The sequence below is a fragment of the Mesorhizobium sp. CA6 genome (genome assembly GCF_020165035.1).
In the GTDB taxonomy this organism is placed as follows: domain Bacteria; phylum Pseudomonadota; class Alphaproteobacteria; order Rhizobiales; family Rhizobiaceae; genus Mesorhizobium.
The window spans coordinates 15,386-40,635 of the sequence record NZ_JAIUHI010000014.1 but is presented as its reverse complement, the minus strand read 5'-3'; the positions used below and the strand labels follow the sequence as shown (position 1 = coordinate 40,635).

Here is a 25,250-nt window from a genome sequence, read left to right as displayed (position 1 = left end):
AGCTGTGAAGGCGGCGACCAATGCCGCCGGTCTCATGCTGGCCGTTCGTAGGTTCCGACCAACTCCGTCTCCTGCAATGCGTGTTTCTGGGCTTGCTTCCAGACCTGATGCACGCCCGCCTGTCCCGGTACGCCGAGGCTCGGCACGTCGAGCGCGGCCAGCCGAAAGTGGTAATGGTGGACACCATGCCCCGCAGGCGGCTGCGGACCATCGTAATTGGCATTGCCGAAATCGTTGGTGCCTTGCCTGAGTGCCGACGGACCGGGCTTGCCATCTTCGGCTTCGGCAAGTCCGCCGGCATCCGGCGGGATATTGAAGACCGCCCAGTGCCCGAACGTCCCGCTTGGCGCATCGGGATCCTGCACGACTAGAACAAGGCTCTTGGTCCCGTCAGGAACACCGGACCACTTCAGCGGCGGCGAGACGTTCTGGCCGTCGCGCGCGTACCTTTCGGGAATTTTTCCGCCTGCCGGGAACGCCGGGCTGATAAGGGTGAGTGGCATTGCTATTTCCCCAGGAAATTGCGACCGAGAAACCCGCGCCGGCGCCGTTCACGCCGCTTGCTGAGCTTCGGCGACCCGTCTGATCTCTCCTGGCAGGGAGTCCCAGACCTTGTGCATCTGTCCTTCTTCGACATGATGGGCAAGCACCTTGGACACGGCCCTGAATGCATCCTCGGAATCGAGCGGACGGATGAGCTCGAGCTCCGCCTTGATCTTGGCCAGAAACTCGTCGAGCGACCGCACCTTCTCGGGAGCTTTGGAGGGCTGATATTGGTCATAGAAGGCGCCACGAACCAGAATCGGCAATTGCGAGCCGAGGTGGTCTGCAAGATCCGGCTGGATACGGTCGCGCAGGGCGTGCAGCACCGCTCCGAGAACGTGCCAGGCGACCTGCCGATCCGGTCCAATCTCGTCCATGATCTCGTCGAGCCAGATGTTTGTGGTCTGCAGTGTCTTGTCGAATACGTCGAGTCCGGTGGCGTTCATCGAATCCTCCTTCCGTTCAAATCCGACTAGGTGGATTGGCCAAACAGCCGTGTCGGCCCGTTGTTCCGCGATGGCATGTCCCGAGGCGCATTCTTGTCGGCTGTCGAGCTTCCGAAGAATCCCGCTGCAAAGGACAAGACACGCCGCATAGACGTCAAAGCGCGATAGTAGCCAAACTGAAGGCTGCCTGAGCAGGAGACGTTCAGCCCCGACGGAGGAGAACGCATGGCCGCAACCGCTCAGGCGAGCGTCTAGAGCGGTTCAGTGTTTCACGGAATCGCCAAACCGCTCCAAGCTTTTGTTTTTACGCAATTCCGGACGGAAAACCGCTACGCACTTTTCCTGGAATTGCCCTAGCGCCGAGGATCGTCCGTCGCCTCCGAAATGCCTTCCAGGGCGATCTTGGCGGCTTCCTCATCGGTCCGCCCGAGGTCAGCCAGAGCAATGACGCCGACGAGACGCTTGTCGCGGTTGATCACCGGCAGACGACGCACCTGATGCTTGGCCATGATCTTCGCCGCATCGGTGACATCGGCGTCGTCGAAGCACCAATGGACATGCTCGGACATGACCTCGCGAACGGTCGTGTTGCCGGCTGAGCGCTCCTCGGCGACGCCGCGCATCACAATGTCGCGGTCTGTCACCATGCCGACCAGCCTGTCATTCTCGCCGACCGGAAGGGCGCCGAGATTGTCGGCCCGCATTTTCCGGGCGGCATCCCTGATCGTCGTGTTCGGGCCGACCAGTTCGGTCCGACGGCACATGATCTCCTGAACTTGCATGGGATGTTCCTCTCTCTGATTGCTGAGGCCCAACCCGCCTCCTGCTGCGCATCGCGAGATCGCCAGGCGTCCGGACACGGATCGCGGTCTGCTCGATCCGCGCGTCAACGCGCGTCCCTCGCGATCGAAACTATTCTTGGAACGTCGAGACAGCGAGCGAGTTCCAAAAACGATACCGGTGCCGCAGCCCATCCCACGAGAGTGGCCGCAGGCTGAAAGAATATACACCGGGAAAACAGAAGCACGCGGATCGAAGGTCATGGCTGCCATCTTTACAGATCGCCGCGAGGCCGGACGGCGACTGGCCAGGGAACTCGTTCGCTTTGTCGGGCGCGACGACGTCATCGTATTGGCGCTGCCTCCCGGCGCCCTGGACGAAGTCGCGGATCTCGCAGCTCAATGGTTCTTGCGCCATCTGATTTCGGACAGATCGGCGTCGAGCGTCTGACAGTCGGGGCTTGGATCACTGGTCCCGGGATCATTTGCATCGGCCTGTGAATGGCATCGGTCATTTGCCATGCATGGCCGCCGGATGCTGCAGATGCTGCCTTAAGTGCCAGTCGGGCACGGGCTGGGGAATGCGCTGCGTGCATTCGTTGTTCACGGCCGTAATCCGGATTCTACCTGGCTAGCACGAGTGATTTCGATCCCAGTGGAAATCTGATCAGGAGAAAAGCCATGGATTGGCAGTTGCCCGAGCGGTTCGACTTCAACGGTGATGAGATCGCCTGGGGCGTCATTGGCAAAGGGCCGCCCGCGGTCGTCATGCATGGCTCGCCATTCTCTTCGCTCGAATGGCGGCGGATCGTGCCATGGCTCGCGCGGCATCGACGGGTCTTCTACTACGACATGCTCGGCTATGGACGCTCGACCAAGCCCGAGGGCGACGTCCTGCACGGCACTCAGAACAGCCTGTTCGCGGCACTCGTAAACCATTGGGGTGCCGAGCAGCCCGATATCGTGGCGCATGACTTCGGTGGCTCGGTGGCGCTGCGTGCGCATTTGCTTGACGGTGTCGACTACCGCAGCCTCATATTGATCGACCCGGTCGCGATCAGCCCGCAGGGTTCAGCGCTGGTGCAAGCGGCGAAAGCGCATGGAGAGGTGTTCGCGAGACTGCCCGCCTATGTCCATGAGGCCATGCTGCGCGCGTATATCAGCGCGGCGGTCAAGCGCACTTTGGCTGAGGAGGAGGTGCGGCTCTATCTCGATCCCTGGCTTGAGGAAGAGGGGCAGAAGGCGTTCTGGCGCCAGATCGCTCAAATGGACGACAAATACAGCGAGGAGGTCGAATGGCGCTATGGCGAGATTCGCTGCCCAGTGACGATCCTGTGGGGTGCTGAAGACGAGTTCATCCCGCTGAAGGATGGGGAGGAACTCGCGAGGCGTATTCCAAACGCGTCATTCACGGTTATTTCCAACGCCAAGCACCTCGTCCAGGAAGACGCGCCCGAAGCAATCGTTGCCGCGGTGCTCGACGTCTGGCATCAGCACGCGTCGGGTTCGGGACTGTCGGCAGCAGCGCATAATAGCAATCGTTGAGCGGCACCCTCTTCGTCATCGTTCGAACGACGTGCCCGGCACTGATTCCATGCAAAGCAGTTCGCGGAGTCCGTTGACGACACATTCAAACGGGAACGCGATCAGATAGAAAGCGGCGCCAGCCGCCGAATGACGAGATGTCGGAAGCGCCCAGCAAGCCCACGGATTCCACCAGGAAGCCTTTGGCGCTGCTGCCGTCGTCAAGCTCTATGTTGCCAATGCCCAGCGGCGGCGGGATGGCGGCCACGAAGCGGCCGAAGGCCTCGGCAGGCAGCCGCCAGACTTCGACATCGATCGCAGTGCCGCCGTTCTCCACACGGACCAGTCCCGGTTTGGGGGTGGCCTGGCCGGCGAGCTGATAAAGCTTGTATGAGGAGGCCGTTCTCATCGCCCGGCAGAACCGGGCGCCGGCCTGCTTGAGCTGGCCATTGAGCGGCATTCCCGAGAGGTGAGCGCCGACCACCACCAATTCGATCGTGCCGTCTTCGGCCGACGCGCCGACAGGCTGCACGCTCGGCTGGCGCCAGCCGGTCGCGCCGAGGGTGAGACCGCTCGCGGCATGGAGATCGCGCGCGATGGACGCCACAAGGCCGTCCAGTCCGGCGGCCGCAAGCAGTGTCACGCTCATCGGCAGGCCGTCGTCGCGCGTGCCGGTCGGCACGGCGATGCCGCACATGTCGAGCAGATTGACGAAATTGGTGTAGGTGCCGAGCCGGCTGTTGGTCTCGACCGGATCGGCGAGCACGGCGGCAGTGGTGTAGTGCGTCGGCGCGGTCGGCACGCAGAACAGGTCGACCGAGGCGATGAGCGGGGCGAGCTTGGCCCGGTAGGCCTGCAAGGCATAGAGGCCGCGGAAAGCGTCCGCCGCCGACAGCTTCCTGGCGCCGCCGATGATCTTGCTCGTCACCGGATGCATGGCCGCTTCGTTGGCTTCCATGAAATCGCGGATCGCGGCATAGCGTTCGGCCACCCAGGCACCCTCATAGAGAAGGTTGGCGGTGGCGTAGAAATCGCCGAACGGGATTTCGACCAGCCGGCAGCCGAGCCGCGACAGCATGGCGAGCGAGGTCTCGAAGCCGGCCTGCATCGCCGCATCGCCGAAGAATTTCCGGTCGGCTCTTGCCGGGATGCCGATGCTCGGCACAGGCGGGCGCGCGGCGAGCGGCCGGACGGCGATGTCGCGCGAATAAGGATCGGCCGCATCGCGCGCTGCGGCGACGCAGAACACTGCATAGGCGTCGTCGACGGTCAGCGCGAACACCGACACGCAGTCGAGCGTGCGGCAGGCCGGAACGACGCCGCCCGTCGACAACGCACCGACGGTCGGCTTCAGCCCGACGATGTTGTTGAGGCCAGCCGGGATGCGGCCGGAGCCGGCGGTGTCGGTGCCAAGCGCGAAGGAGACGATGCCGCGCGCCGTCGCCACCGCCGAGCCCGAGGAGGAGCCGCCCGGCACCAGCTCCCCGTCGATGGCGTTGCGCGGGATCGGCCAGGGCGTGCGCACACCAACGAGGCCGGTTGCGAACTGGTCGAGATTGGTCTTGCCCACGACCAGCGCGCCGGCGGCCTTGAGCCGCGCCACCACGGTGGCGTCCTTGTCGGGCCAGTAGGTGTATTGCGCGCAGGCCGCCGTCGTCGGCATGCCGGCGACGTCGATGTTGTCCTTGACGGCGAAGGGAATGCCCCACAGCGGTTTTGCCACCGGGTCGAACGGGCCGAGCGCTTCGGCCGCGGCAAGCAGATCCGGCCTGGCGGCGAGATGGATGAAGATGCCCGGATCGTCGGCAGCCTCGATGCGGGCATAAATCGCCGCGATCACATCGCCAACGCCGACACCTCCACGATAGGCGGCGCGCAGGCTCGCTATGTCGAAGTGGACATCGCTCATTTCGTCTCCCCCAGAATGATCACCGGCAGGTCCCATTGGATCAGCACGACACAGCCGTCCTTCGTCCACACCGAATGCTCGGTTCCCACCGGATTGAGGATCACGCTGCCGGCAGGATAGTCGCCGTTCTCGTCGCTCTGGATGCCTTCCAGAACGACGATGGTCTCCAGGCCGGCATGGCGGTGGCGCGGCACGCCGGCGCCGGGCCGGTATTTCAGGATCGCGACGGACGGCTCGACCGGCCCGCCTTTCAGCAGCCAGTGCACGCCGATGCCGTCGCGGAAAGGCTCGAACGCCAGATCGCGCCAGCCGCCGTCGAGCAGGCCGGCAAAGGCAAGATCAGGCATTGGCAATTCCCTCGAGCACCTGGTCGGTCGTCGCCGTCCAGCCGACGATAGCGCCCTGCGCCCTGATCATGGCGATCGCCGCCGCCTTGAACTCGGGAAAGTAACTTTCCGTGGCGTCCTCGGCGAGCAGGCACTCATAGCCGCGATCGTTGGCCTCGCGCATCGTCGTCTGCACGCAGACTTCGGTGGTGACGCCGGCAAAGACGAGCTGCTCGGCGCCGAGCCTTTTCAGGTCATCGCCGAAGGAGGTCGCATAGAAGGCGCCCTTGCCCGGCTTCTCGATGACGATCTCGCCGGGCAGCGGCGCAAGCTCGTCGAGGATCGCGGTGCCCGGCTCGCCGGCGATCAGCACGCGGCCCATCGGCCCGGCATCGCCGATACGAACCGACGGATTGCCGCGATTGCGCTTGGCCGGCGGCAGGTCGGAAAGGTCGGGCCGGTGGCACTCCATCGTGTGGATCACCGGAAGGCCGGCGGCGCGAAAGCCGTCGATCAACCGCTTCACCGTCGGCACGATCGCGGTCACCCGGCTGACGTCATTGCCGAGGCTGGCGCCGAAGCCGCCGGGCTCGGCGAAGTCGCGTTGCATGTCGATGACGACCAGCGCCATGGTCCGCGGCTTGAAGGCGAACGGAAATGGCTGCGCTGCGATTTCCGCCATTAGTGATGTCCCGCCATGTGCTCGCCGATAGTCTGGACACTGGCCTGCGCGATCGGCGTCTCGTAGACCAGCGCGCCGTCCGACATGACGAAGATGCGATCCGAGAGCTCGAGCAGTTCGTCGAGATCCTCCGACATCAGAAGCACGGCGGCACCGGCATTGCGCGCCTTCATGATGCGGGCGCGGATTTCGGCCACGGCCGAGAAGTCGAGGCCGAAGCACGGGTTGGAGACGATCAGAAGGTCGACCTTGCCGGTGAGCTCGCGGGCAAGCACGGCGCGCTGCACATTGCCGCCCGACAGCGAGGCGATCGGCGAGGCAAGGGATGCGGTCTTGACCTTGAACTGCTCGACCAGCCTGGCGCTGAATGCCCTGATGGCGCCGGCACTGATCCAGCTCACCGGTTTGCCGTTGGCGTCGATATCGAAGGTGCGGAAAGAAATGTTTTCGGCCACCGTCATTTTCGGCGCGCAGGCATTCTTCAGCGGCTCCTCGGGAATGAGCCGCACATTGAGAGCGCGCGCCTCGGCCCGCGTTGCCGCATAGGCGGCGCCGCGCACCATGATTTCGCCGGCATCGCGAGGGCGCTGCCCGGCCAGCACTTCGAGGAATTCCTTCTGGCCGTTGCCGGAGATGCCGGCGATGCCGACAATCTCGCCGGCGCGCACGCCGAGATCCTCGATCCGGATCGACTTCAGCCCGGTGCGGTCCGGCGCCTTCAGCGCCTTGACCTCGAGCACGATCTCGGCGTCCGGCCTGGGCTCGGCGCGGCTGTCGAGGGCCGCGATCGGCTGGTCGCCGATCATCATCGCCGCCATGGCTTTGCGGTCGAGGTCGACGACGCGGCCAGTGCCGGTCAGCCTACCCTTGCGCAGCACGCTGACATCGTCGGCGAATGCCGTCACCTCATGGAATTTGTGCGAGATCATCAGCACGGTCAGGTCGCCAGCTCTGGTCATGGCGCGCACCAGGCCAAGCACTTCCTGCGCCTCGCCGGGAGTGAGCACGGAGGTCGGCTCGTCCAGCACGAGGAAGGAGCGGCCGAGATAAAGCTGCTTGATGATCTCCAGCTTCTGCTTCTCGCCGGCAGCGAGCTCGGCCACCTTGACGTCGAGCGGCAGCTTGAACGGCATTCGATCCATGAACGCGGCAAGCTCGCCGTGCTCCTTGCGCCAGTCGATCACGCCGGGAACCTTCTCACGCGAAATGACCAGATTCTCGGCGCCGGTGAGCGAGGGGACAAGCGTGAAATGCTGGTAGACCATGCCGAGGCCGAGCGCCGAGGCGTGCCTGGGGCTGGCGATCGCGACCTCGCGGCCGTCGACGAGGATGTCGCCGGCGGTCGGGTGATAAAAACCCATCATGCATTTGACCAGCGTCGACTTGCCGGCGCCGTTTTCGCCAAGCAGCGCGTGGAAAGATCCGGCCGGCACCTTGATGGAGACGTCGCCCAACGCCGTGAAGGCGCCGAAACGCATGGTCATGCCGATCGTCTCGACGCCGACGGCCTTGTTGCCGGTGATCGCGCTCATCCTGGTTTCCTTACGGCAGCTGGGCGACGAAGGGCGCCGAGCTCGACACCGCGCCAAAGACGCCGCCCTGCATCTTGATCATCTTGATCGCGGCAAGATGATTGCCGTAGTCGGTCGCCCCGCAGCAGTCCTCCAGCATCACGCATTCGAAGCCGCGGTCGTTGGCCTCGCGCATGGTGGTGTGCACGCAGACATCGGTGGTAATGCCGGTCAGCACAATGTTTTCGATGCCGCGCTGGTTGAGGATCAGCTCCAGGTCGGTGGCGCAGAAGGAGCCCTTGCCGGGCTTGTCGATGATCGGCTCGCCGTCGATCGGGTAGAGGTCGGGGATAATGTCCCAACCCGGCTCGCCGCGCACCAGGATGCGCCCGCAGGGGCCGGGGTCGCCAATGCCGGCATTGATGCGGCGCGAGCGCCAACGCTTGTTGGCGGGCAGGTCGGCGAGGTCGGGCCGGTGGCCCTCGCGGGTGTGGATAATGGTGTAGCCTTTCGCGCGCATGGCCGACAGCACGGACTTGATCGGCTCGATCGGCGCGCGCACCAGCGACAGGTCGTATCCCATATGATCGACATAGCCGCCCGGCCCGCAGAAATCGGTCTGCATGTCGATGACGATCAACGCCGTATTGTCGGGGCGAAGCTCGCCATTATAGGGCCATGGATACGGGTCGGCGTCGATATAGCGCTGGGTGATTTCGGCTCTGGCGTTCATGGCAAAAACTCCAGCTATCTGGTGATCGACAATTCGCCCGGCGCGCCCGCTAGCGAGCGTGTCGGCGACGAGGTGGCGATCATGATGATGAGGGTGAGGATGTAGGGGGCGGCGTAGAACAAATAGTAGCCTTGCGTGACGCCGACCGACTGCAGCGCCGGTCCGAGCGCTCCAGCGCCGCCGAACAGAAGCGCGGCGGCAAAGCAGCCGAGCGGATTCCAGCGCGCGAAGATGACCAGCGCCACCGCCATCAGCCCCTGACCGGACGAGATGCGCTCGGTCCAGCTGCCGGGATAGTAGAGCGACAGATAGGCGCCGCCGATGCCGGCCAAAGCGCCGCCGACGCCGGTGGCGATGAGGCGCACTGTGTTCGGGTTGAGGCCCATGGCGCGCGCGGCATCGGAACTGTCGCCGACGACGCGCACGATGAGGCCAGCGCGGGTATTGCGGAAGGCCCACCACAGGACCAGCGAAAGCACCGCACCGATCAGGAACAGGACGTTAACGTCGAGTGCCGCCTGCACCTGCGGAATGTCGGACCAGGCGCCGAAGGGAATGGCCGGAAGATTGGGCGCTTTCGGCTTGATGAACGGCTTGCCGAAGAAGAAGGCGAGCCCCGAGCCGAACAGCATCAGCGCGATGCCGATGGCAATGTCGTTGACTTTCGGGAACTTGCAGATCCAGCCATGGAACAGGCCGAAGCAAAGGCCGGCGGCCGCGGCGGCCAGCAGGCCGAGCCATGGCGAGCTGGTCATGACCGCGACCGCATATGCGGTCATGGCGCCGAAGACGAGCGTGCCTTCCAGCCCCAGATTGATGCGGCCGGAGCGCTCGGTGATGGCCTCGCCCAGCGAAACGAAGATAAAGGGCGTCGATACGCGGATCGCGCCGCCGAGGATGGCGAGCGGCACGCCGCAGAGGCCGATCCCGGTCGCATCCATCACGAGGCCCTCCGCCACAAATCGGGATTGAAGGCCTTGAAGCGGCCGTACAAGGTTTCGCTGAGCAGGATGACGATGAACAGCATGCCTTGCAGCACCAGCACGGTGGCGTCGGGCAGGTCCATGCGGCGCTGGATCAGACCGCCGGACGCGTCGATGCCGCCGAGCAGGATGGCAACCGGGATGATGGCCAGCGGGTTATGGCGGGCGAGGAAGGCGACAAGGATGCCGGTGTAGCCATAGCCGGCGGCGAGCGAACCGTTGGCGCTGCCTTGCACGGCTGCGACTTCCAGCATGCCGGCAAGACCGGCAAAGCCGCCCGCAAGCGCGGTAAAGCCGACGATGAGCGGTCCGACGGCCAGCCCCTGCACCTGCGCTGCCCTGACATTGCCGCCGGCAATGCGGGCGGCAAAGCCCCAGCGGGTCTTTTCGATCAGCACCCAGGAGAGCACGCAGGCGACGACGCCGACGGCAAGCCCCCAATGCACCTCCATGCCCGGAATGTTGCCGACGCGGTAGATGTCGGCGAGCGGCTGGGTCGAGGGCTTGTTGAGCGAGGCCGGGTCGCGCAGCGGCCCTTCCACCAGCTGGTTCATCAAGGCGATGGCGATGTAGGCCATCAGCAGGCTGGAAATGGTCTCGTTGACGGCCCGGTAGTGGCGGAGCGCGCCGACGGCACCGATCCAGATGCCGCCGGCGGCCAGGCCCGCCACGCCCATGGCAAGAATGACGATGAAGGAAGGCGCGCCGCTCAGCATCACGCCTATGGCAGCTGCGCTGACGCCACCGAGCACGATGGCGCCCTCGCCGCCGATGACGACGAGGCCGAGCCGCGCCGGCAGTGCCACGCACAGCGCCGCCAGCAGCAGCGGTGCGGCCCGCGACAGCGAATTCTGGATGGAGAACCACGAGCCGAAGCCGCCCCGCCACATGGTCTCGTAAAGCAGGACCGGGGACTTGCCGACCAGGGCGATGAACAGGCTGAACAGCACCATGCCGGCGACAAGTGCCGCGAGCGGAATGACGAAAGCCTCCGCCCGCCGCGCGATCCATTCCAGCGCCGCCGGATATCCCTTGGCGCCGAGCATGGCCGGCGCCTCCGCACTGCTGACCGTATCCGCCATCGTCCCCGTCTCCGCTCGGCTTCAGGCGGTCGAGCCGACGACGCCCTCGACGAGATAGTCCATGCTTTCGAGCTCGATGGCGGTCTCGACGAAGGCCTGGCCCTCCGTCGCCACGACGGCGCCCTTGTTGCTCTTCAGCGGGCCCTTGATGACGGAGAAGCCGCCCTTCATCATTTCGGCCAGGGTGGCGTCGAATTGCTTGCGGGCCGGCTCGCCGACGGCGGGACCGAGCGGGCTCATCTTGACGAAGCCGTCGGCCAGTCCACCGCGGGTGAAATTGGGTAGCGGCGTGCCGGCGATGAGATCGTCGACGAACATCTTGTAGACCTTGGCCCAGTTCCACTCGGCGCCGGTGAGGTATTTTTCCGGCGCCAGCGGGCTCTGGTTGGCGTGGTAGCCACAGACGAAGGCGCCGCGGCCCGCGGCCGTCTCGACCACCACTTTCGGGCTGTCGACATGGCAAGTGATGACGTCGGCGCCCTGGTCGACCAGCGCGTTGGTGGCTTCCGCTTCCTTCACCGCCAGCGACCATTCGCCGGTGAAGATGACCTGGCAGGTGATCGACGGATCGACCGAGCGCGCGCCGAGCAGGAAGGAGTTGATGTTGAGCAGCACCTGCGGAATGGGCTTGGCGGCGACGAATCCTAGCTTCTTCGACTTCGATGTGTGGCCGGCGACGACGCCGTTCAGGTACTGGCCCATGCCGATATAGCCGAAATAGGAGCCGGCATTCATCGGGTGCTTCGCCTTGTCCCACATGCCGCCGCAATGGCGAAACTGCACGTCGGGGAATTTCGCGCACATGGCCAGCATGTGCGGATCGAAATAGCCGAAGGAGGTCGGGAAGATCAGCGAGGCGCCGTCGAGGTTGATCATCGATTCCATCGTCTTCTGGACGTCGACCGTCTCGGGAACGTTTTCCTCCTCGACGACGGAGATGCCTTCGATGCCCTTCAGCGCGGCCGCCCCCTCAGCATGCGCCTGGTTGTAGCCGTAGTCGTCCTTTGGGCCGACATAGATGAAGCCGACAGTGGCGGCGGCGGCGAAGGCACGGCTGATCGGAAAGGATGCCGAGGCCAGGCCGAGCGCGGCTCCCGCGGCTGAGGTCTTGAGCAGTTGGCGGCGGTTAAGCATGAATCTGTCGGTCATAGTGAATGCTCCCCTTTGGGACCCTTTTCCGGGTCGGTTAACATGCCGTCCAAGAAAGTGCATGCAACCGCCGTGCCAGTTTATGTCTTGGAATTTATCCAATAAAATCAGTTATCAGATCGGAGGCTTATGCCTATGCCGGAGGCAATTGCATGCACTTTTTGCCTTGAAAGTAGCCAATTTGACAGACAGATTAAAATAGAGGCATAGAGGGCATGCCTGAGTCGAAAGGCCAACGAGTCGGCCGACTCCACGAGAAGACGCGACGGAGGAAAATTGTCGGGGAAGCGCAGCTTGATCAGGTCGGGCACGACCGTGGATCAGATGGTTCGGGCGATCGGCGACCGGATCGTCACCGGCTACCTGCGTCCGGGCGAAAAGCTGGACGAGACCGCGCTCGCCGCTCGCTTCGACGTATCACGCACCCCTGTCAGGGAGGCGCTCGGCCAGCTCAGCGCCATGGGCCTGGTCGAGAGGCGGCCCAACAGAGGCGCTATCGTTGCCGTCGTGACGCAGGAACATCTCGCCTCGATGTTCGAGAGCATGGCCGAGCTGGAAGCGATCTGCGCGCGCTTCTCGGCCGAGCGCATGACCAGCAGCGAGCGTCGCGGGCTCGAGATCGAGCACCAGGCTTCGGCGCGGATGGTGCAGCTGGGCGCCGAGGAGGACTATGAGTATTTCAACACCGAGTTTCATAGCCGGCTTTATCGTGGCGCCCACAATGCGCATATCCACGAACTCACCGTGATGACCCGCAGCCGGTTGGCACCCTTCCGCCGCGCCCAGTTCATGCTGCCCGGACGGCTGGCCAAATCCTGGCAGGAACACGACCTGATCGTCACCGCAATCATGCGCGGAGACAGCATGGCTGCGGGCAAGGCCGCCAGGGACCATGTCTCGATCGTCAGCGAGGCGAGCGCGGTGTTCGCGGCTGACGATCGCAAGCCAAATCGGCGGGATGTGGCCTGAAAATTTCCGCACGGTCCGAAGAAGCGGTGCTGCTTCATTGACCAAGAATGCCCGCGACGGCCTTCAGCCGCGGGCATCGAGAGCGTTTTCGAGAAACCTGCAGTCAAATGTTGGCGAGCAATTCGTTGACGCGGCTTTCCATGTCGGCAAGCGCGGCATCGACGTCCTTCTGGCCGGTGATTGCAGCGCTCATCTCTTCGCCCACGATGTCCTGGATCGCGAACTGGCGCTGTACCGCAGACGGCAGCGGCCTGCCGAGATCGGCGACCGCGGCGATGGTATTGCGATGCGGCAGCGCCTTGAAAGCGTCCGAGGCGATGATGGCTTTGTAGGCCGGCAGGTGGCCGGTGCGCGACCAATCGAAGTCATGGTCGGCGAAGAACTTCAGGAACTTGCCGATAGCCGCGGTCTGTTCGGGTGTGCGGTCCTTCTGCGAGACTGCCCAGGTGTGGCCATCGGCATATTGCGCATGGGCGCCGGCAAATAGCTGCGGATACGGGTAGACTGCATAGCCGCCCTTGTTGAGGGCCGTGCCCTTGGTTTCGGACTGGGCGTTGTTGTCGCCGACGACCCACGTGCCATTGAGCTGCACGCCACCTCCACCGGCAAGGAAGGCGTTGATGGCGCCGCCATAGTCGAGGTCCTTGGTAGTGTAGTCCTTGTCGAAGATCGCCTTGTACATCTCGACGACCTTCTTGGCTTCCGGCGTGTTCAGCTTCACATGCTTTGGATCGGCGAAGAAATCGGAATTCTGCTGGAAGAGATAGGTGTAGAGATTGCGCGTGTAGAGCGCGGTCTCATTGGCCAGGTTCTGAACGAAGTAGGGCTTGCCGGTCTTCTGCTTGAACTGTTCGGCCTGGGCGAGCAGCTCCTCGGGCGACGTCGGAAGGATCGGCGTGCCGTCGGCAGTGACGAGGCCAGCCTGTTTGAAGAGATCCATGTTGATGTGATAGAGCATCGTCCAGCTGTCGATCGGCAGGCCATAGATCTTGCCGTCCTTAGTGGCGCCGTTGCGCGCCGCGTCCGTGAAGGAATCGGGTGTGACGCCGACGGACTTCAACAGATCGTCAAGCGGCATCAACAGCCCCTTGGACTGGTAATCCGAAAGCGCGGATTCATGAATCGTGACGATGTCGGGAGCCTCGCCCGAAGCGAACTGCGCGGTCAGCTGGTCATAGCCCGGCCATTCCACAGTGCTGACGCTGACGTGGACATCGGGGTTGTCGGCGTTGAACTTGTTGATCAGCGAGGTGATGATGCCGCATTCGCCTACTGCCTTGGCGACATCGGTGTTGGTGCCGAAATCGGCATCGCAGGCACCGAAAAAGCGCTGCACGGTCAATTCCGTCGCTGCAAGGCTCGGGCTTGCGAGCATCAGCACGCCTGCCGAGACCGCTGCAAACAGGACTTTCTTCATTTTCATATCAGTTCCTCCTACTGAGTCTGCGCCACTCCACGCTGGACTGGCTTCATGCTTCGATCGCTACGACGCCCGCCGTCAGGCAATCTCGTCATCGCACCGCGGCGCCCGAGACGGCCGTGACGATGTATTTCTGGAAAAACAGGTAGACGATCAGGATCGGCGCGCCGGCGAACACCGCCTGCGCCATCAAGAAGCCGATGCCTTCGGACTGGGCGAAATTGGTCTGTGTCGAGGCCATGCCGACCGTCAGCGTGTACATATCCTTCTTGGTTGCCGAGATCAGCGGCCACAAGTAGTCGTTCCACGCGCCGAGGAAGGTGAAGATGCCCAGTGTTGCCTGGGCGGGCACCGTGAGCGGCAAAAGAACCTTCCAGAACGTCCTGAACCGGCTGGCATTGTCCAGCATGGCGGCTTCGTCCAGCTCCTTCGGGATGGCCTTGAAATACTGGGTCATCAGGAAGACGCCGAAAGAAGCCGACAGGCCCGGGAGAATGAGCCCGTGATAAGTGTTGTGGAAGTTCAGCATGCTGAAGATCTGATGGCGGGCGACAAGCACGGCCTGTTCCGGAACCGCCAGGCCGAAGAGGACGATCACGAACAGGGCGTTTCGGCCGGGGAAATTCAGCCGTGCAAAGCCATAGCCGGCAAGCGATGACAGGATCAGCGTTCCGAGCGTCAATCCTCCGGAGACGATGATGCTGTTGAGCACCCAGACGAACACCGACGAGGTGCCGATGGTGTTGATGTAGTTCTTGAGCGTATAGGGCGCCTGAAACACCGAATTCGGATTTGCCATCAGCTCGGCATTTTCCTTGAGCGACAGGCCGATAACCCACAGGACCGGCGCGACCATGACCAGGGAAAGCAGGATGACCAGAGCCAGCAACACGCGGTCGCCGAATGTGCGTCCCTTGATGGAAATGGCTGGAGCCCTCATGTCTGACCTGCCTTGTTGCGCGTGACCAGGTACTGGGCCATGGCCGCCATCAGGATGAGGATGAACAGGACCTCCGAAGCCGCGGCGCCCATGCCGAGATCCCAGCGGCGGAACGCGGTGTCATAGATGTAGAGCACGATCGGCTTAGTCAGGTTGTTCGGACCGCCGCGTGTCATCAGCCAGGCCTGGCCGAACAGCTGGAACTGCAGCACGATCTGGACGATGACCACCAGGACGAAGGTGCGTTTGATCGACGGCAGCGTAATCGAGCGTAACGTCTGCCAGCGATTGGCATTGTCCAGGGCTGCCGCTTCGTAAATATCCTGCGGAATCTGCTGGAGGGCGGAGAGAAAGAGCATCATCGGCAGGCCGATGCACCACCAGACGGTGGCAATGGCGATGCCGATCATCGCCAGGCTAGGATCGGAAATGAAAGCCGGGGCGGTTGCGCCGAACCATCCGTAGATCGTCGACAGAAGGCCGACATTCGGAATGAACACGATGCGCCAGATCAGCGTGACGATCGTGACCGACAGCACGGAGGAAGAAAAGAACAGGGTCCGCAGCACCGCGGCGGTGCGCGTGCGCCGGTTGAGGCAAAGCGCGAGAAAAAGACCGATCAGCGCCAGGGTCGGCACCGTCAGAAGCACGAAGTAGAAGGTATTCCAGACCGATTGCAGGAACACCTTGTCGTGAAACAGCCTGATATAGTTGCCGAAACCGACGAAGTTTCCGGATGAGAACGTGTCGGCCTTGTGGAAGCTCAGCCACATTCCCCAGAACAGCGGGACCAGCAGGAGCGTCGTGAAGAAGAACAGGAATGGCGCCACGAAAATGAAGTTTCGCCATTGCGGCGCGTAGATATCGATGCTTGCAGCTCTGGCGCCGGCGGCCGGAGGCGCGTTGCGCGGCGTCGCCCGTCGGTCGTCCATGTCAGACCTCCCTCGCGTGCCAGGCGCGACCGGTCTCGCCGAACAGATGCGATTTCCGGCCGTCGAATGCGAGCCCGACCTTGTCGCCGACCGCGACGCGGCTGTTGCCGACATCCGAGCCGACGATCTGCTGGCCGTCGCCAAGCCGGGCGTAGACCAAGGTGCGTTCGCCGAGCCGCTCAAGCACATCGACCACGCCATCGGCATTGCCCTGCCCGGCGGGAACGATGCGCACGTCTTCCGAACGGATGCCGAAAGTGTATTTGCCATCGATCATCTGGTCGGAGGCGATCTCGGTCTGAACCGATATGCCGTCCGCAAACCTGGCCGTGGCGTTCCGGCTCGATCTGTCGAGCGTCGCCTCGACAAAATTCATTGCCGGCGCGCCGACGAAGCCTGCGACGAATTTGGTCGCGGGGCGGTCGTAGATTTCCATGGGAGAGCCGATCTGCTCGATCTTGCGATTGTTCATGACGACAATACGGTCGGCGAGCGTCATCGCCTCAACCTGGTCGTGGGTGACGAAGATCATCGTCGATTGCAGGCGCTGGTGCAGTTGGGCAAGCTCGATGCGGGTACGGGTCCGCAATGCCGCATCGAGATTGGAGAGCGGCTCGTCGAACAGGAAGGCCTTCGGCTCCTTGACGATCGCACGGCCGATGGCGACGCGCTGCCGCTGGCCGCCGGAGAGCTGGCCCGGCTTGCGCTCGAGCAGGTGCTCCATCTCGAGGATGCGGGCGCTCTCCTTTATGCGCGCATCGATGACGTCGCGCGGCATGCCGATATTTTCGAGTCCGAATGCCATGTTGTCGCGCACGCTCATATGCGGATAAAGCGCATAGGACTGGAACACCATGGCAATGCCGCGCTTGCCCGGCGGCAGATGATCGATACGTTCGTTGTTGATGGCTATCTCGCCGGTATCGACAGTTTCGAGGCCCGCGATCATGCGCAGAAGCGTCGATTTCCCGCAGCCGGAGGGTCCGAGAAAGACGATGAATTCGCGTGCCTTGATGGACAGAGACAGATCATCCAGCACCGTCATGGCGCCGAAATGCTTGCTCACATTCCTGATCTCGATATCGGCCGTCACGTCGAGGCTCCTCCTCCTCAGCCCATGCACGACGATGCGCCTGAAGTCAGAGCTTCAGGCGGACCATCTGGTAGGAATAGGGCGGCAGCGGCAGGCTCAGTTTGCCGCCCACCACCGACGCGCCGGTCCCCTTCCTGGGGCCGACATTGCTTGGGTTCTGCGCCGAATTGACGGCTTTCAGATCAGCATGCGTCATCAGCTGATGGTCGACGATCTCAGCCGCGCCGAAGCCCGCTATGTCGATCGCGGTTTCGATTTCCTGGCTCGAATGGCGGTTGACGGCAAAGAAGGTGACATGCCCGGTTTCCGTGTCATGCACGCCGGCGACGTCGACATATGAAACATCGCCGGCGACGGTGGAGCTGTAGGTCGGGCTTTCCACCTTGAGATCCAGCGCATTGCCGCGGCCGTAGATCGAGGCATAGAGATAAGGATAGAAGATCGTCTGACGCCATGCCGGGCCGTTGGGAACGGTCATGATCGGCGCGATGACGTTGACCAGTTGCGCCAGGCACGCGATCTTGACCACGTCGGAACGACGGATGAAGGTGTTGAGGATCAGGCCGACCTGCAGCACGTCCTCGAAATTGTAAATGTCTTCGAGCAATGGCGGGGCGAAGGGCCAACCCTCATTGCCGCCAAGGATCTTCTTGTCCTGCTCCTTGGAATGGTACCAGACGTTCCATTCGTCGAACGAGATGTAGACCTGCTTCTTGGAGCGCTTCTTGGCCTTGATATAATCGATGACGCCGGCGACCGAGACGATGTAGGCGTCGAGCTTCTCGCTCATGGCTAGATAGTTCGGCGCGTCGTTGGCTTCATTGTCGAAATACATGTGCAGCGAGATGTAATCCACCTCGTTGTAAGTATGATCGAGAACGGTCGCTTCCCATTCCGGATATGTCGGCATCTTGGCATTTGACGAGCCGCAGACCACGAGCTCGAGCGACTTGGAGAAGGCACGCATCGCCTTGGCGGTCTCGTGGGCCAGGCGGCCATACTCGTCGGCGGTCTTGTGGCCGATCTGCCAGGGGCCGTCCATCTCGTTGCCAAGACACCAGAGCTTGACGTCAAAGGGCTCCTTGCGGCCATTGGCGATGCGCTTGTCGCTCCACTCGCTGCCGCCGGGATGATTGGTGTATTCCAGAAGGTTGCGGGCTTCATCGAGCCCACGCGAGCCGAGATTGACGGCAAGCATCATCTCGGTGTTCGCCGAGGCGCACCAGTCGGCAAATTCATGCAGGCCGACTTCATTGCTTTCCGACGTGTGCCAGGCAAGGTCGAGGCGCACCGGGCGCCCTTCCTTGGGGCCGACGCCATCTTCCCAATTGTAAGCGGATACGAAATTGCCGCCGGGATAGCGGACGATCGGAACCTTGAGCTCCCGGACAAGATCGATGACGTCGCGACGCATGCCGTTGTCATCCGCCGTCGCATGGCCGGGCTCATAGATGCCGGTATAGACCGCCCGCCCAAGATGCTCGATGAAGGACCCATAGAGCCTGGGATCGATCTTCGAGACGATATAACGCGGATGCGCCGTAACGGCCGCCTTCATGCATTTCCTCCGAAAATATCATAAATGATGATTTAAATCACCTTATTAGATATCAAAGGGGAAACAGCATCCGTTCGTCAAGCGAAAAACCGCCAAAAGTCTGACAATTGACCGGCAGCCTCAGTCGAAAATGAAGTCAAATATCTGAAATCACTGCACTATTTTTGAGACCCGATTTCATGATATCAACCGGTTTTGATCCTCAGCAGAATGTCCTGATCGTAATTTCCAAATCCCTTGCCGAAAATATTGATTCCGCCGGGACGCTCGGCGTCGTCCTTGACGCCAATACGAACCCGGATTGAGTGATGGCCCTTGAGATCGAGGGCGGCGAGGCTGGTCTCAGAAATCCTGACACCGTCGACATAGGTGCCGTCAGCGGAAACCCGCCAGTTCTTCAGCTTGCCATATTGCGAGCCCTTGAGCTTCCACCAGGAGGGCGTGAAAACGCCGCGCTTGTCGCCGAAATCGCCCGGTGACGTCCAGGTGCCGACGTCGACGCCATTGATCGTCAGCGTGATGTCGGAGGGCCAGTCGGCGCTGGTGCCCGGCACTTCCGAGGACAGTTCCACCACCAGCTCGAGCTCGGTAATCTCGGTATTGGCGAGCTTGGCATTGTTGGGGAACTGATATTCGACAAAGCCGCGCGTGAACCACAACAAACCGGCCTTCATACGGTCCGGATCCAGGAAAGTGTTGGGCACATCGAGCAGGCCGATGATCCCGTCCGGCGAACAGAGACCGCAGGGCGCGGTGACCTCGAATCCGGTGTAAAGCCCGATCGGCATCGACACTTCGATCGCGTCGTTCTTGAGCGCACGGTACTCGCTCTTGAAGACCACGAGCACTTCCTCGGCGGTCGGATAGCAGATCTTCTGGCTGCCTTTCTTCGCCTTCTGGTTCTCGGTGCGGATCAGGCCCGCATCCTCAAGCACCTGGATATTGGTCGAGACCGTCGACTGCGGCAGCGACAGCACGGAGGCGATTTCGTTGACATTCATCGGCCCCTTCTCATGCAGCAGCCTCAGCATGGAAATGCGCGCCGAAGAGGCAAGGCCCTTAAGGACGGCCATGCCCTCCTCAGGGTCGATCACCAGAAAATTGCGACTCAAAGGATTGCCCAGCCTATGCGATTTGCACCCGAAATCAGCTTGTATATCGGGATAATTGATTCAATCAATGCGGCGGCGGCACTCCATGCACCTTTTTGGTTGAGCGGCCGCGAAGAGGCCATTTGTTCCCCGGCAGGCTTGCCGCCCCGTGCGACCTAGCCAAGCAGGACGTCGGGTGCGCCATTTACCGGCGCCGCGAAACCTCACACCAGCGTCTCGCGGATCGCCTGCGCCAGCCGCTCCACCCCGTCCCGCGTCTGCGCGGCATCACACGCCGCATAGCCCAGCACCAGGCCTTGCGTCGGGGCCGTGTTCTGGAAATATTTCGACAGCGGCGAGACGTTGATCGCCCTTTTCGCCGCCGCCTGGCTGACCTTGATGTCGTCGATGCCATCCTTGAGATAGCCCACCACCTGGATGCCGGCTTCGGCGGGGGACAGTGTGATCTCGTCGCGCAGGCGCTCGGTCACGATGTCGCGAAAAAGCTGGCGGCGCTGGGCGTAGATGCGGCGCATGCGCTTCAGATGCCGGCTCATATGGCCTTCGGTGATGAAGTCGGCCAAGGCGGCCTGCAGCAGCAGCGGCGCGAACTGGCCGGTGGTGGAGAGCGCGTTGACGATGCGGCCGGCAAGCTCCGGCGGAAGCACCATGAAGCCGAGGCGCAGCGCCGGGAACAGCAGCTTGGCGAAGGTGCCGACATAGATGACGCGGCCGGAGCGGTCCATGCTCTGGATCGCCGGCACGGGCCTCCCTTGAAAGCGGTATTCGCCGTCGAAATCGTCCTCGATCACCCAGGCGTTAGCGGTCCCGGCGATGTCGAGCAGGCGCAGCCGCTCCTCCATGCGCATGGTGATGCCGAGCGGATGCTGGCAGGCCGGCGTCACATAGATGAGACGGGGCGAAAAATCCGGGGCATCGAGCCGCCAGCCGCGCTCCTGGTCGACCGCAATCGGCAGGATTCTTGCACCGGCCACGGTGAAGGCGGCCTTGGCGCCGTAATAGCCTGGCTCCTCCATCCACACCGTGTCGCCGGGATCAAGCAGCAGGCGGGCCAAAAGATCGAAGGCGGCCTGCGCGCCGGTGGTGATGACGATCTGCTCGGGACGACAGCGCACGCCGCGCGCGGAATAGAGATAGCCGGCGATTGCGTCCTTCAGCGCCGGGTGGCCGGTGACGTCATAGGTGCCGAACAGCGTCTCGCCGCCATGGCTGGCGCGGCGCGCGACCAGCCGGCCCCAGACGCCGAAGGGAAAGCTCTGCGCATCCGGCATGCCGGGGTGGAAGGCGACATGCCCCGGCCTGCCGTGATGATAGGGCTGGCTGAGCAGCTGCTGGCCGCGCAGCGAGGGCTGGCGCAGCGGCACGGGCGGCTCCTCGGCCACTGTCTCGCGCGGGCCTTCGGGCAGGTCGACGATGACCGGGCGGGCGCCCTGGCGATTGGCGAGATAGCCTTCGGTGACGAGCTGGTCGTAGGCGGCGACGATGGTGTTGCGGCCAAGGCCGAGCTCGGCGGCCAAGGCGCGGGTGGACGGGAGCTCCGAGCCGGGGGGAAGCGCGCGGCTGCGGATGATGGCGACGAGGCCGTGATAGAGCTGACGCGAAAGGTGCTCGGGGCTCGAGCGGTTGACGGCCAGCATGTCGAGCGGGAACGCCTGGGGTTTGGGGTGGGAGCGCATCGTTTATCCCCACCCATGGATGCAATGGCAATGGCGTGCCGCGACACGCTTGTGCTGCAAGGTCGAGTTCCTTCGCCCCCCTCTCTGTCCTGCCGGACATCTCCCCCTCAAGGGGGGAGATTGGCAGTTCAGGCGTCTCGCTTTTCTTTGCGACGTCGGCGATTGGCGAAAGCCGGCGCGACATCCGATCTCCCCCCTTGAGGGGGAGATGGCCGGCAGGCCAGAGAGGGGGGCCTCGCGCCGACGATCAATGATTTCGAGGTTGCCCATCTATCCATCCTGCCACACCCGCCTCTCCGCACAAACTGGTTCCTTCATTTTCCGGAAAACTGGCCCTCGCGATGGAGACAGAGCGGCGTAGACTTCGCCCAATGACGTTGGGGTAAGACGCCGACAAAACATAGGCGCGGCGCTGGGAGGGCGTCGTGCCGAACGAAACGGCAGGGTTTTCGCCCCCGCCAGCAACCGCAGCCATCTCCTCCCGAGACAGGACACCCCGCAGCCATCATGGCTGCGGGGCGGAAAGCGAGCAATGACGACAGTTCGACTTGGCATCAACCCGATCACCTGGACCAATGACGACGTGCCGGAACTGGGCGGCGACACGCCGCTCGAGACCTGCCTCAGCGAGACAGCGGAAGCCGGCTATGCCGGCACCGAGCTTGGCGGCAAGTTCCCGCGCGAGAGCCGTGCGCTGAGGCCCATCCTCGACCATTACGGGCTGGCGCTGGTCTCCGGCTGGTATGACGGGCGCATCTGCGAGAAGGAGGTGGACGAGGAATTCGAGGCGATCCGGCCGCATCTGACGCTGCTTCGCGACCTCGGCGCCAGGCGCGTCGTCTATGCCGATACCTCGCTCGGCCGGCACGGCGCCATCCACGACCCGATCTCGCAGCGGCCGAAGCTGATGGACGGGGAATGGAAGGCCTATGGCGCCAAGATCACCCGGCTCGCCGAGCGCTTTTCCGATTTCGGCGTCGGCATGGCTTTCCACCATCACATGGGCACGATCGTCGAGACCGACGCGGAAATCGACAGGCTGATGCATACAACCGGCGAGGCGGTCGGCCTGCTCTACGATACCGGGCACTGCGCCTTTTCGGGCGGCGACCCGGAGCAATTGCTGCGCCGGCATGTCGAGCGCGTCGTGCATGTCCATTGCAAGGATGTGCGGCCGGCCATCTTAAAGAAAGCGCGCGAGGCCGACATGAGCTTCATGGGCGCGGTGATGGAAGGCATCTTCACCGTGCCGGGCGACGGCGCGATCGACTATCCGACGCTCTTAAAGATCCTGGCCGACCAGGGCTATTCCGGCTGGCTGGTGGTGGAGGCCGAGCAGGACCCGGCCAAGGCGCATCCCTTGACCTACGCGACGATGGGGTATCGGAATCTGAAGAGGCTGGCCGAAGGCGCGGGCTTCTACGTCCACGAGCGCAAGGCCTGAAGAAAGCATGGGGCGCCGGGGAGGCAGATGAGTTCGGTTCTGTACCAGAAGGTGGTCAAGAGCTTCGGCGCGCTCAACGTGCTGCGATCGCTTGACCTTGCGGTGCCGGACCACAAATTCCTCGCCCTGCTCGGCCCGTCGGGCTGCGGCAAGACGACGGCGCTGCGCATTCTGGCTGGGCTCGACATGCCGACCGCCGGCAAGGTCTTTATCGGCGAACGCGACGTCACCCGGCTGCAGCCGCGCGACCGCGACATCGCCATGGTCTTCCAGAGCTACGCGCTTTATCCGCAGATGACGGTCGCCGAAAATATCGGCTATCCGCTGTGGATACGCGGCACGCCCGAAGCCGGGCGAAAGGCCAAGATCGGCGAGGTCGCCGCCGTGCTCGAGATCGGCCATCTGCTCGACCGCCGTCCGCGCCAGCTCTCGGGCGGACAACGCCAGCGCGTCGCGCTGGCCCGCGCCATCGTGCGCGACCCGGCGGCCTTCCTGATGGACGAGCCGCTGTCCAATCTCGACGCAAGACTGCGGCTCACCATGCGCGGCGAGATCAAGCGGCTCTGCCAGCGCCTCGGCGCCACCACCATCTACGTCACCCACGACCAGGTCGAAGCCCTGACGATGGCCGACTTCGTCGCCGTCATGCATGGCGGCGAGCTCCAGCAGATGGCGCCGCCCATCGAGATATACGACCGCCCGGCAAACCGCTTCGTCGCCACCTTCGTCGGCAACCCGCCGATGAACATCCTGCCGGCAACGCTTTGCGAGCAAGGCGTCATCGTGGCCGGCAAGGTCGTCCCACTGGACGCCGCGCGGCTTGCTGCCTGCCGCGCCGCCTCCGTCGCCGAAATCGGCCTCCGGCCGGAGGACTGCAGCGCTGCCGGCGTCGGCACACCCGATGCCCTGCCCGGCGAAATCTACGTCGTCGAACCGATGGGCAACGAGACGCTGGTCAATGTCCGCCTCGAAGGCGGCAACGTCTCGGTCCGGGCCGGCCGCGATTTCAGGGGCGTAGTGGGTGAAAGCATCGGCGTCGCCTTCGACCCGGCGAACGCCTGTTTCTTCAATTCGGACGGCCTGACAGCCGTCCACAGGGTCAACAACAATGGGAGAGTGACATGATGCATTCCAGCAGACTTACTCGCCGCTCCGTCATCAAGGGTGGGCTTGGCCTGGCTTTGGCGACCACCGCCCTCACCACGCTTGGCCTGCCGATGCCTGCTCGCGCCGCCGGAAAGAAGGTGATCATCGGCGCCTTCGCCGATGGCGGCCTGACGCCGTTCAAGGAAAAGATCATCCCGCTGGCCAAGGAGCAGGGCTTCGACATCCAGTTCCTCGAGGACGAATACGGGGTGACACTCGAGAAGTGGTTCGCCGACGCCCAAAGCGGCGCGGGCCAGTATGACCTCTACCTGCTCGACGACCCATGGGTGCCGCAGTTCGGCGCCGCCAACGTGCTCGAGGATCTTGGCGCCGGAGGCATCGATGGGTCGGACAAGGACTGGATCGGCGCGATGATCGACATGGGCTATTGGCCGCCGCAGAAGGGGCCGCGCGTCAAGGGCTTCGAGAACGCCAAGCCGACGTTGATCTGCGTGCCCTTCGTCGGCGACCTGCAGACGCTGACCTATCGCAACGACGTCTTCACCGGCGGTGCGCCCAAGACCTGGGACGAGGTGATCGCCAAGGGCAAGGAAGGCGTCGCGGCCGGCAAGATCAAATACCCGGTCGTCTTCCGCGGCGTTTCCGGCAACCCGATCGTCACCAGCTGGTATCCGGTCTTCCTGTCGTTCGGCGGCTCCTTCTTCGACGACAAGTGGAACCCGATCTTCAATTCGGCCGAAGGCAAGGCCTCGGCCGATTTCTTCGTCGGCACGATGAAGCAGAACGCGCCGAGCGGCGTGGTCGAGTTCGACTCCGACCAGGAGGGCGCGGCAATCCTCGGCGGGGAGGCAGGGGCGATCATCCAATATTCGGGCAACGCATTGAAGGCGGACGACCCCGCCCAGACCAAGGTGGCCGGCAAGCTCGATTTCGGCGTTGTGCCCAAGCAGGAAAAGGCGATCGCCCAGATGGGCATCTTCATCGCCGGCGTGCCGAAATCAGCGCCCAACAAGGCGAATTCGATCGAGTTCCTGAAGTGGTACGTCAGCGCCGAAACTCAGGCCAAGCTCTCGGAGGCGGGCTCGATCCCGGTCAAGCGCAGCGCCTTCGGCATCGCCAAGCCCGGCAATCGACTGATACCGGTCGCCCTGCAGCAGCTCGACGCCGGCGCGCTGCCGCGGCCGCGCACCCCCGACTGGGCGAAGGTCGAGGAACTGCTCGGCATCGAGCTCAACAAGGCTTTGCAGGCCGGCTCCGGCGGCGGTGCGGCCCTGGACACGGCGGCCAAGCAGGTCAAGGACTATCTGACCACGGCCGGGTACTACTGATGCA

General features: G+C 63.4%; 24 protein-coding genes. 6 read left to right on the top strand and 18 right to left on the bottom strand.

The window, feature by feature from the left end; translation table 11 throughout:
- Positions 1 to 32: 32 nt before the first annotated feature.
- The 3 genes from LB526_RS20980 to LB526_RS20970 all read right to left on the bottom strand — a co-directional run bounded on the left by LB526_RS20980 (position 33) and on the right by LB526_RS20970 (position 1,753).
- Positions 33 to 503, bottom strand: coding sequence for a YbhB/YbcL family Raf kinase inhibitor-like protein (locus LB526_RS20980; RefSeq protein WP_224629603.1), 471 nt, complete (start codon positions 501 to 503; stop codon positions 33 to 35).
- Positions 504 to 551: 48 nt separating this feature from the next.
- Positions 552 to 989: a DUF2267 domain-containing protein gene (locus LB526_RS20975; RefSeq protein ID WP_224629602.1), complete on the bottom strand. Its 438-nt coding sequence runs from the start codon at positions 987 to 989 to the stop codon at positions 552 to 554.
- Between the two features lie 353 nt (positions 990 to 1,342).
- Complete coding sequence (locus LB526_RS20970) at positions 1,343 to 1,753, bottom strand: CBS domain-containing protein (protein ID WP_224629600.1); 411 nt, start codon at positions 1,751 to 1,753, stop codon at positions 1,343 to 1,345.
- 277 nt (positions 1,754 to 2,030) lie between these two features.
- Here LB526_RS20970 and LB526_RS20965 point away from each other — a divergent pair, with 277 nt between their 5' ends.
- Both LB526_RS20965 and LB526_RS20960 read left to right on the top strand, forming a co-directional pair.
- Positions 2,031 to 2,219, top strand: a complete 189-nt coding sequence (locus tag LB526_RS20965) for a hypothetical protein (protein ID WP_141245374.1) — start codon at positions 2,031 to 2,033, stop codon at positions 2,217 to 2,219.
- A gap of 230 nt (positions 2,220 to 2,449) precedes the next feature.
- Positions 2,450 to 3,313 carry an alpha/beta fold hydrolase gene (locus tag LB526_RS20960; protein WP_224629599.1) on the top strand — a complete coding sequence of 288 codons (864 nt, stop codon included), beginning with the start codon at positions 2,450 to 2,452 and terminating at the stop codon, positions 3,311 to 3,313.
- An 85-nt stretch (positions 3,314 to 3,398) separates the two neighbouring features.
- On the opposite strand, the gene atzF is transcribed toward LB526_RS20960, so the two are convergent.
- Genes atzF through LB526_RS20920 form a run of 8 tightly spaced genes read right to left on the bottom strand, consistent with a single transcriptional unit; the run spans position 3,399 to position 11,667 of the window.
- Positions 3,399 to 5,201 carry an allophanate hydrolase gene (gene atzF, locus LB526_RS20955; RefSeq protein WP_224629598.1) on the bottom strand — a complete coding sequence of 601 codons (1,803 nt, stop codon included), beginning with the start codon at positions 5,199 to 5,201 and terminating at the stop codon, positions 3,399 to 3,401.
- Complete coding sequence (locus LB526_RS20950) at positions 5,198 to 5,548, bottom strand: cupin domain-containing protein (protein ID WP_224629595.1); 351 nt, start codon at positions 5,546 to 5,548, stop codon at positions 5,198 to 5,200. Before LB526_RS20950 ends, atzF begins: the two co-directional genes overlap by 4 nt.
- Entirely contained in the window at positions 5,541 to 6,209 is a 669-nt protein-coding gene (locus LB526_RS20945; protein ID WP_140655605.1) for a cysteine hydrolase family protein, read from the bottom strand. Before LB526_RS20945 ends, LB526_RS20950 begins: the two co-directional genes overlap by 8 nt.
- Positions 6,209 to 7,741, bottom strand: a complete 1,533-nt coding sequence (locus LB526_RS20940; protein WP_224629593.1) for an ABC transporter ATP-binding protein — start codon at positions 7,739 to 7,741, stop codon at positions 6,209 to 6,211. The genes LB526_RS20945 and LB526_RS20940 overlap by 1 nt, the downstream gene beginning before the upstream one ends.
- Before the next feature lie 10 nt (positions 7,742 to 7,751).
- Positions 7,752 to 8,453 carry a cysteine hydrolase family protein gene (locus LB526_RS20935; RefSeq protein WP_224629592.1) on the bottom strand — a complete coding sequence of 234 codons (702 nt, stop codon included), beginning with the start codon at positions 8,451 to 8,453 and terminating at the stop codon, positions 7,752 to 7,754.
- Between the two features lie 14 nt (positions 8,454 to 8,467).
- A complete protein-coding gene (locus LB526_RS20930; protein ID WP_224525841.1) occupies positions 8,468 to 9,394 on the bottom strand; it encodes an ABC transporter permease in 927 nt (308 codons plus the stop codon).
- Positions 9,394 to 10,482 (bottom strand): ABC transporter permease, encoded by a 1,089-nt coding sequence (locus tag LB526_RS20925; RefSeq protein WP_224526218.1) that lies wholly within the window; start codon positions 10,480 to 10,482, stop codon positions 9,394 to 9,396. Before LB526_RS20925 ends, LB526_RS20930 begins: the two co-directional genes overlap by 1 nt.
- Positions 10,483 to 10,539: 57 nt before the next feature.
- Positions 10,540 to 11,667, bottom strand: coding sequence for a BMP family ABC transporter substrate-binding protein (locus LB526_RS20920; protein WP_095768062.1), 1,128 nt, complete (start codon positions 11,665 to 11,667; stop codon positions 10,540 to 10,542).
- Between the two features lie 324 nt (positions 11,668 to 11,991).
- Here LB526_RS20920 and LB526_RS20915 point away from each other — a divergent pair, with 324 nt between their 5' ends.
- A complete protein-coding gene (locus LB526_RS20915) occupies positions 11,992 to 12,636 on the top strand; it encodes a GntR family transcriptional regulator (RefSeq protein ID WP_224526221.1) in 645 nt (214 codons plus the stop codon).
- Between the two features lie 103 nt (positions 12,637 to 12,739).
- Here LB526_RS20915 and LB526_RS20910 read toward each other — a convergent pair whose 3' ends face one another.
- From LB526_RS20910 to LB526_RS20880, 7 genes are all read right to left on the bottom strand, one after another.
- Positions 12,740 to 14,053 (bottom strand): ABC transporter substrate-binding protein, encoded by a 1,314-nt coding sequence (locus LB526_RS20910; RefSeq protein WP_411909037.1) that lies wholly within the window; start codon positions 14,051 to 14,053, stop codon positions 12,740 to 12,742.
- Between the two features lie 94 nt (positions 14,054 to 14,147).
- Entirely contained in the window at positions 14,148 to 14,996 is an 849-nt protein-coding gene (locus LB526_RS20905) for a carbohydrate ABC transporter permease (protein WP_224525849.1), read from the bottom strand.
- The gene (locus tag LB526_RS20900) at positions 14,993 to 15,928 is read right to left on the bottom strand and encodes a carbohydrate ABC transporter permease (protein ID WP_224525851.1); all 936 of its coding nucleotides are present in this window, start codon (positions 15,926 to 15,928) and stop codon (positions 14,993 to 14,995) included. The genes LB526_RS20905 and LB526_RS20900 overlap by 4 nt, the downstream gene beginning before the upstream one ends.
- A 1-nt stretch (position 15,929) precedes the next feature.
- A complete protein-coding gene (locus LB526_RS20895; RefSeq protein WP_224525855.1) occupies positions 15,930 to 17,021 on the bottom strand; it encodes an ABC transporter ATP-binding protein in 1,092 nt (363 codons plus the stop codon).
- A 46-nt stretch (positions 17,022 to 17,067) separates the two neighbouring features.
- Positions 17,068 to 18,579 carry an alpha-N-arabinofuranosidase gene (locus tag LB526_RS20890; protein ID WP_224525858.1) on the bottom strand — a complete coding sequence of 504 codons (1,512 nt, stop codon included), beginning with the start codon at positions 18,577 to 18,579 and terminating at the stop codon, positions 17,068 to 17,070.
- 185 nt (positions 18,580 to 18,764) lie between these two features.
- A complete protein-coding gene (locus LB526_RS20885) occupies positions 18,765 to 19,691 on the bottom strand; it encodes an ArsR/SmtB family transcription factor (RefSeq protein ID WP_224609683.1) in 927 nt (308 codons plus the stop codon).
- A gap of 203 nt (positions 19,692 to 19,894) precedes the next feature.
- The gene (locus LB526_RS20880; protein WP_224629590.1) at positions 19,895 to 21,367 is read right to left on the bottom strand and encodes a PLP-dependent aminotransferase family protein; all 1,473 of its coding nucleotides are present in this window, start codon (positions 21,365 to 21,367) and stop codon (positions 19,895 to 19,897) included.
- 532 nt (positions 21,368 to 21,899) lie between these two features.
- Here LB526_RS20880 and iolE point away from each other — a divergent pair.
- The 3 genes from iolE to LB526_RS20865 are packed head-to-tail and all read left to right on the top strand — an operon-like array spanning position 21,900 to position 25,246.
- A complete protein-coding gene (iolE, locus tag LB526_RS20875) occupies positions 21,900 to 22,811 on the top strand; it encodes a myo-inosose-2 dehydratase (protein ID WP_224629584.1) in 912 nt (303 codons plus the stop codon).
- 27 nt (positions 22,812 to 22,838) lie between these two features.
- On the top strand, positions 22,839 to 23,936 hold the full coding sequence (locus LB526_RS20870; protein WP_224629583.1) for an ABC transporter ATP-binding protein: 1,098 nt from the start codon (positions 22,839 to 22,841) through the stop codon (positions 23,934 to 23,936).
- Positions 23,933 to 25,246 (top strand): extracellular solute-binding protein, encoded by a 1,314-nt coding sequence (locus tag LB526_RS20865; RefSeq protein WP_224551448.1) that lies wholly within the window; start codon positions 23,933 to 23,935, stop codon positions 25,244 to 25,246. The genes LB526_RS20870 and LB526_RS20865 overlap by 4 nt, the downstream gene beginning before the upstream one ends.
- Positions 25,247 to 25,250: the final 4 nt, after the last annotated feature.

Bases quoted from the DNA above. Each gene is read 5' to 3' on its own strand.
- LB526_RS20930 (WP_224525841.1), bottom strand. From the start codon at position 9,394: ATGGATGCGACCGGGATCGGCCTCTGCGGCGTGCCGCTCGCCATCCTC.
- LB526_RS20975 (WP_224629602.1), bottom strand. From the start codon at position 989: ATGAACGCCACCGGACTCGACGTATTCGACAAGACACTGCAGACCACA.
- LB526_RS20910 (WP_411909037.1), bottom strand. From the start codon at position 14,053: ATGAAGAAAGTCCTGTTTGCAGCGGTCTCGGCAGGCGTGCTGATGCTC.
- LB526_RS20970 (WP_224629600.1), bottom strand. From the start codon at position 1,753: ATGTGCCGTCGGACCGAACTGGTCGGCCCGAACACGACGATCAGGGAT.
- LB526_RS20920 (WP_095768062.1), bottom strand. From the start codon at position 11,667: ATGACCGACAGATTCATGCTTAACCGCCGCCAACTGCTCAAGACCTCA.
- LB526_RS20870 (WP_224629583.1), top strand. From the start codon at position 22,839: ATGAGTTCGGTTCTGTACCAGAAGGTGGTCAAGAGCTTCGGCGCGCTC.
- LB526_RS20965 (WP_141245374.1), top strand. From the start codon at position 2,031: ATGGCTGCCATCTTTACAGATCGCCGCGAGGCCGGACGGCGACTGGCC.
- LB526_RS20890 (WP_224525858.1), bottom strand. From the start codon at position 18,579: ATGAAGGCGGCCGTTACGGCGCATCCGCGTTATATCGTCTCGAAGATC.
- LB526_RS20865 (WP_224551448.1), top strand. From the start codon at position 23,933: ATGATGCATTCCAGCAGACTTACTCGCCGCTCCGTCATCAAGGGTGGG.
- LB526_RS20940 (WP_224629593.1), bottom strand. From the start codon at position 7,741: ATGAGCGCGATCACCGGCAACAAGGCCGTCGGCGTCGAGACGATCGGC.
- LB526_RS20960 (WP_224629599.1), top strand. From the start codon at position 2,450: ATGGATTGGCAGTTGCCCGAGCGGTTCGACTTCAACGGTGATGAGATC.
- LB526_RS20915 (WP_224526221.1), top strand. From the start codon at position 11,992: ATGGTTCGGGCGATCGGCGACCGGATCGTCACCGGCTACCTGCGTCCG.
- iolE (WP_224629584.1), top strand. From the start codon at position 21,900: ATGACGACAGTTCGACTTGGCATCAACCCGATCACCTGGACCAATGAC.
- LB526_RS20925 (WP_224526218.1), bottom strand. From the start codon at position 10,482: ATGCTCGGCGCCAAGGGATATCCGGCGGCGCTGGAATGGATCGCGCGG.
- LB526_RS20950 (WP_224629595.1), bottom strand. From the start codon at position 5,548: ATGCCTGATCTTGCCTTTGCCGGCCTGCTCGACGGCGGCTGGCGCGAT.
- LB526_RS20980 (WP_224629603.1), bottom strand. From the start codon at position 503: ATGCCACTCACCCTTATCAGCCCGGCGTTCCCGGCAGGCGGAAAAATT.
- LB526_RS20900 (WP_224525851.1), bottom strand. From the start codon at position 15,928: ATGGACGACCGACGGGCGACGCCGCGCAACGCGCCTCCGGCCGCCGGC.
- LB526_RS20935 (WP_224629592.1), bottom strand. From the start codon at position 8,453: ATGAACGCCAGAGCCGAAATCACCCAGCGCTATATCGACGCCGACCCG.
- atzF (WP_224629598.1), bottom strand. From the start codon at position 5,201: ATGAGCGATGTCCACTTCGACATAGCGAGCCTGCGCGCCGCCTATCGT.
- LB526_RS20905 (WP_224525849.1), bottom strand. From the start codon at position 14,996: ATGAGGGCTCCAGCCATTTCCATCAAGGGACGCACATTCGGCGACCGC.
- LB526_RS20945 (WP_140655605.1), bottom strand. From the start codon at position 6,209: ATGGCGGAAATCGCAGCGCAGCCATTTCCGTTCGCCTTCAAGCCGCGG.
- LB526_RS20880 (WP_224629590.1), bottom strand. From the start codon at position 21,367: ATGCGCTCCCACCCCAAACCCCAGGCGTTCCCGCTCGACATGCTGGCC.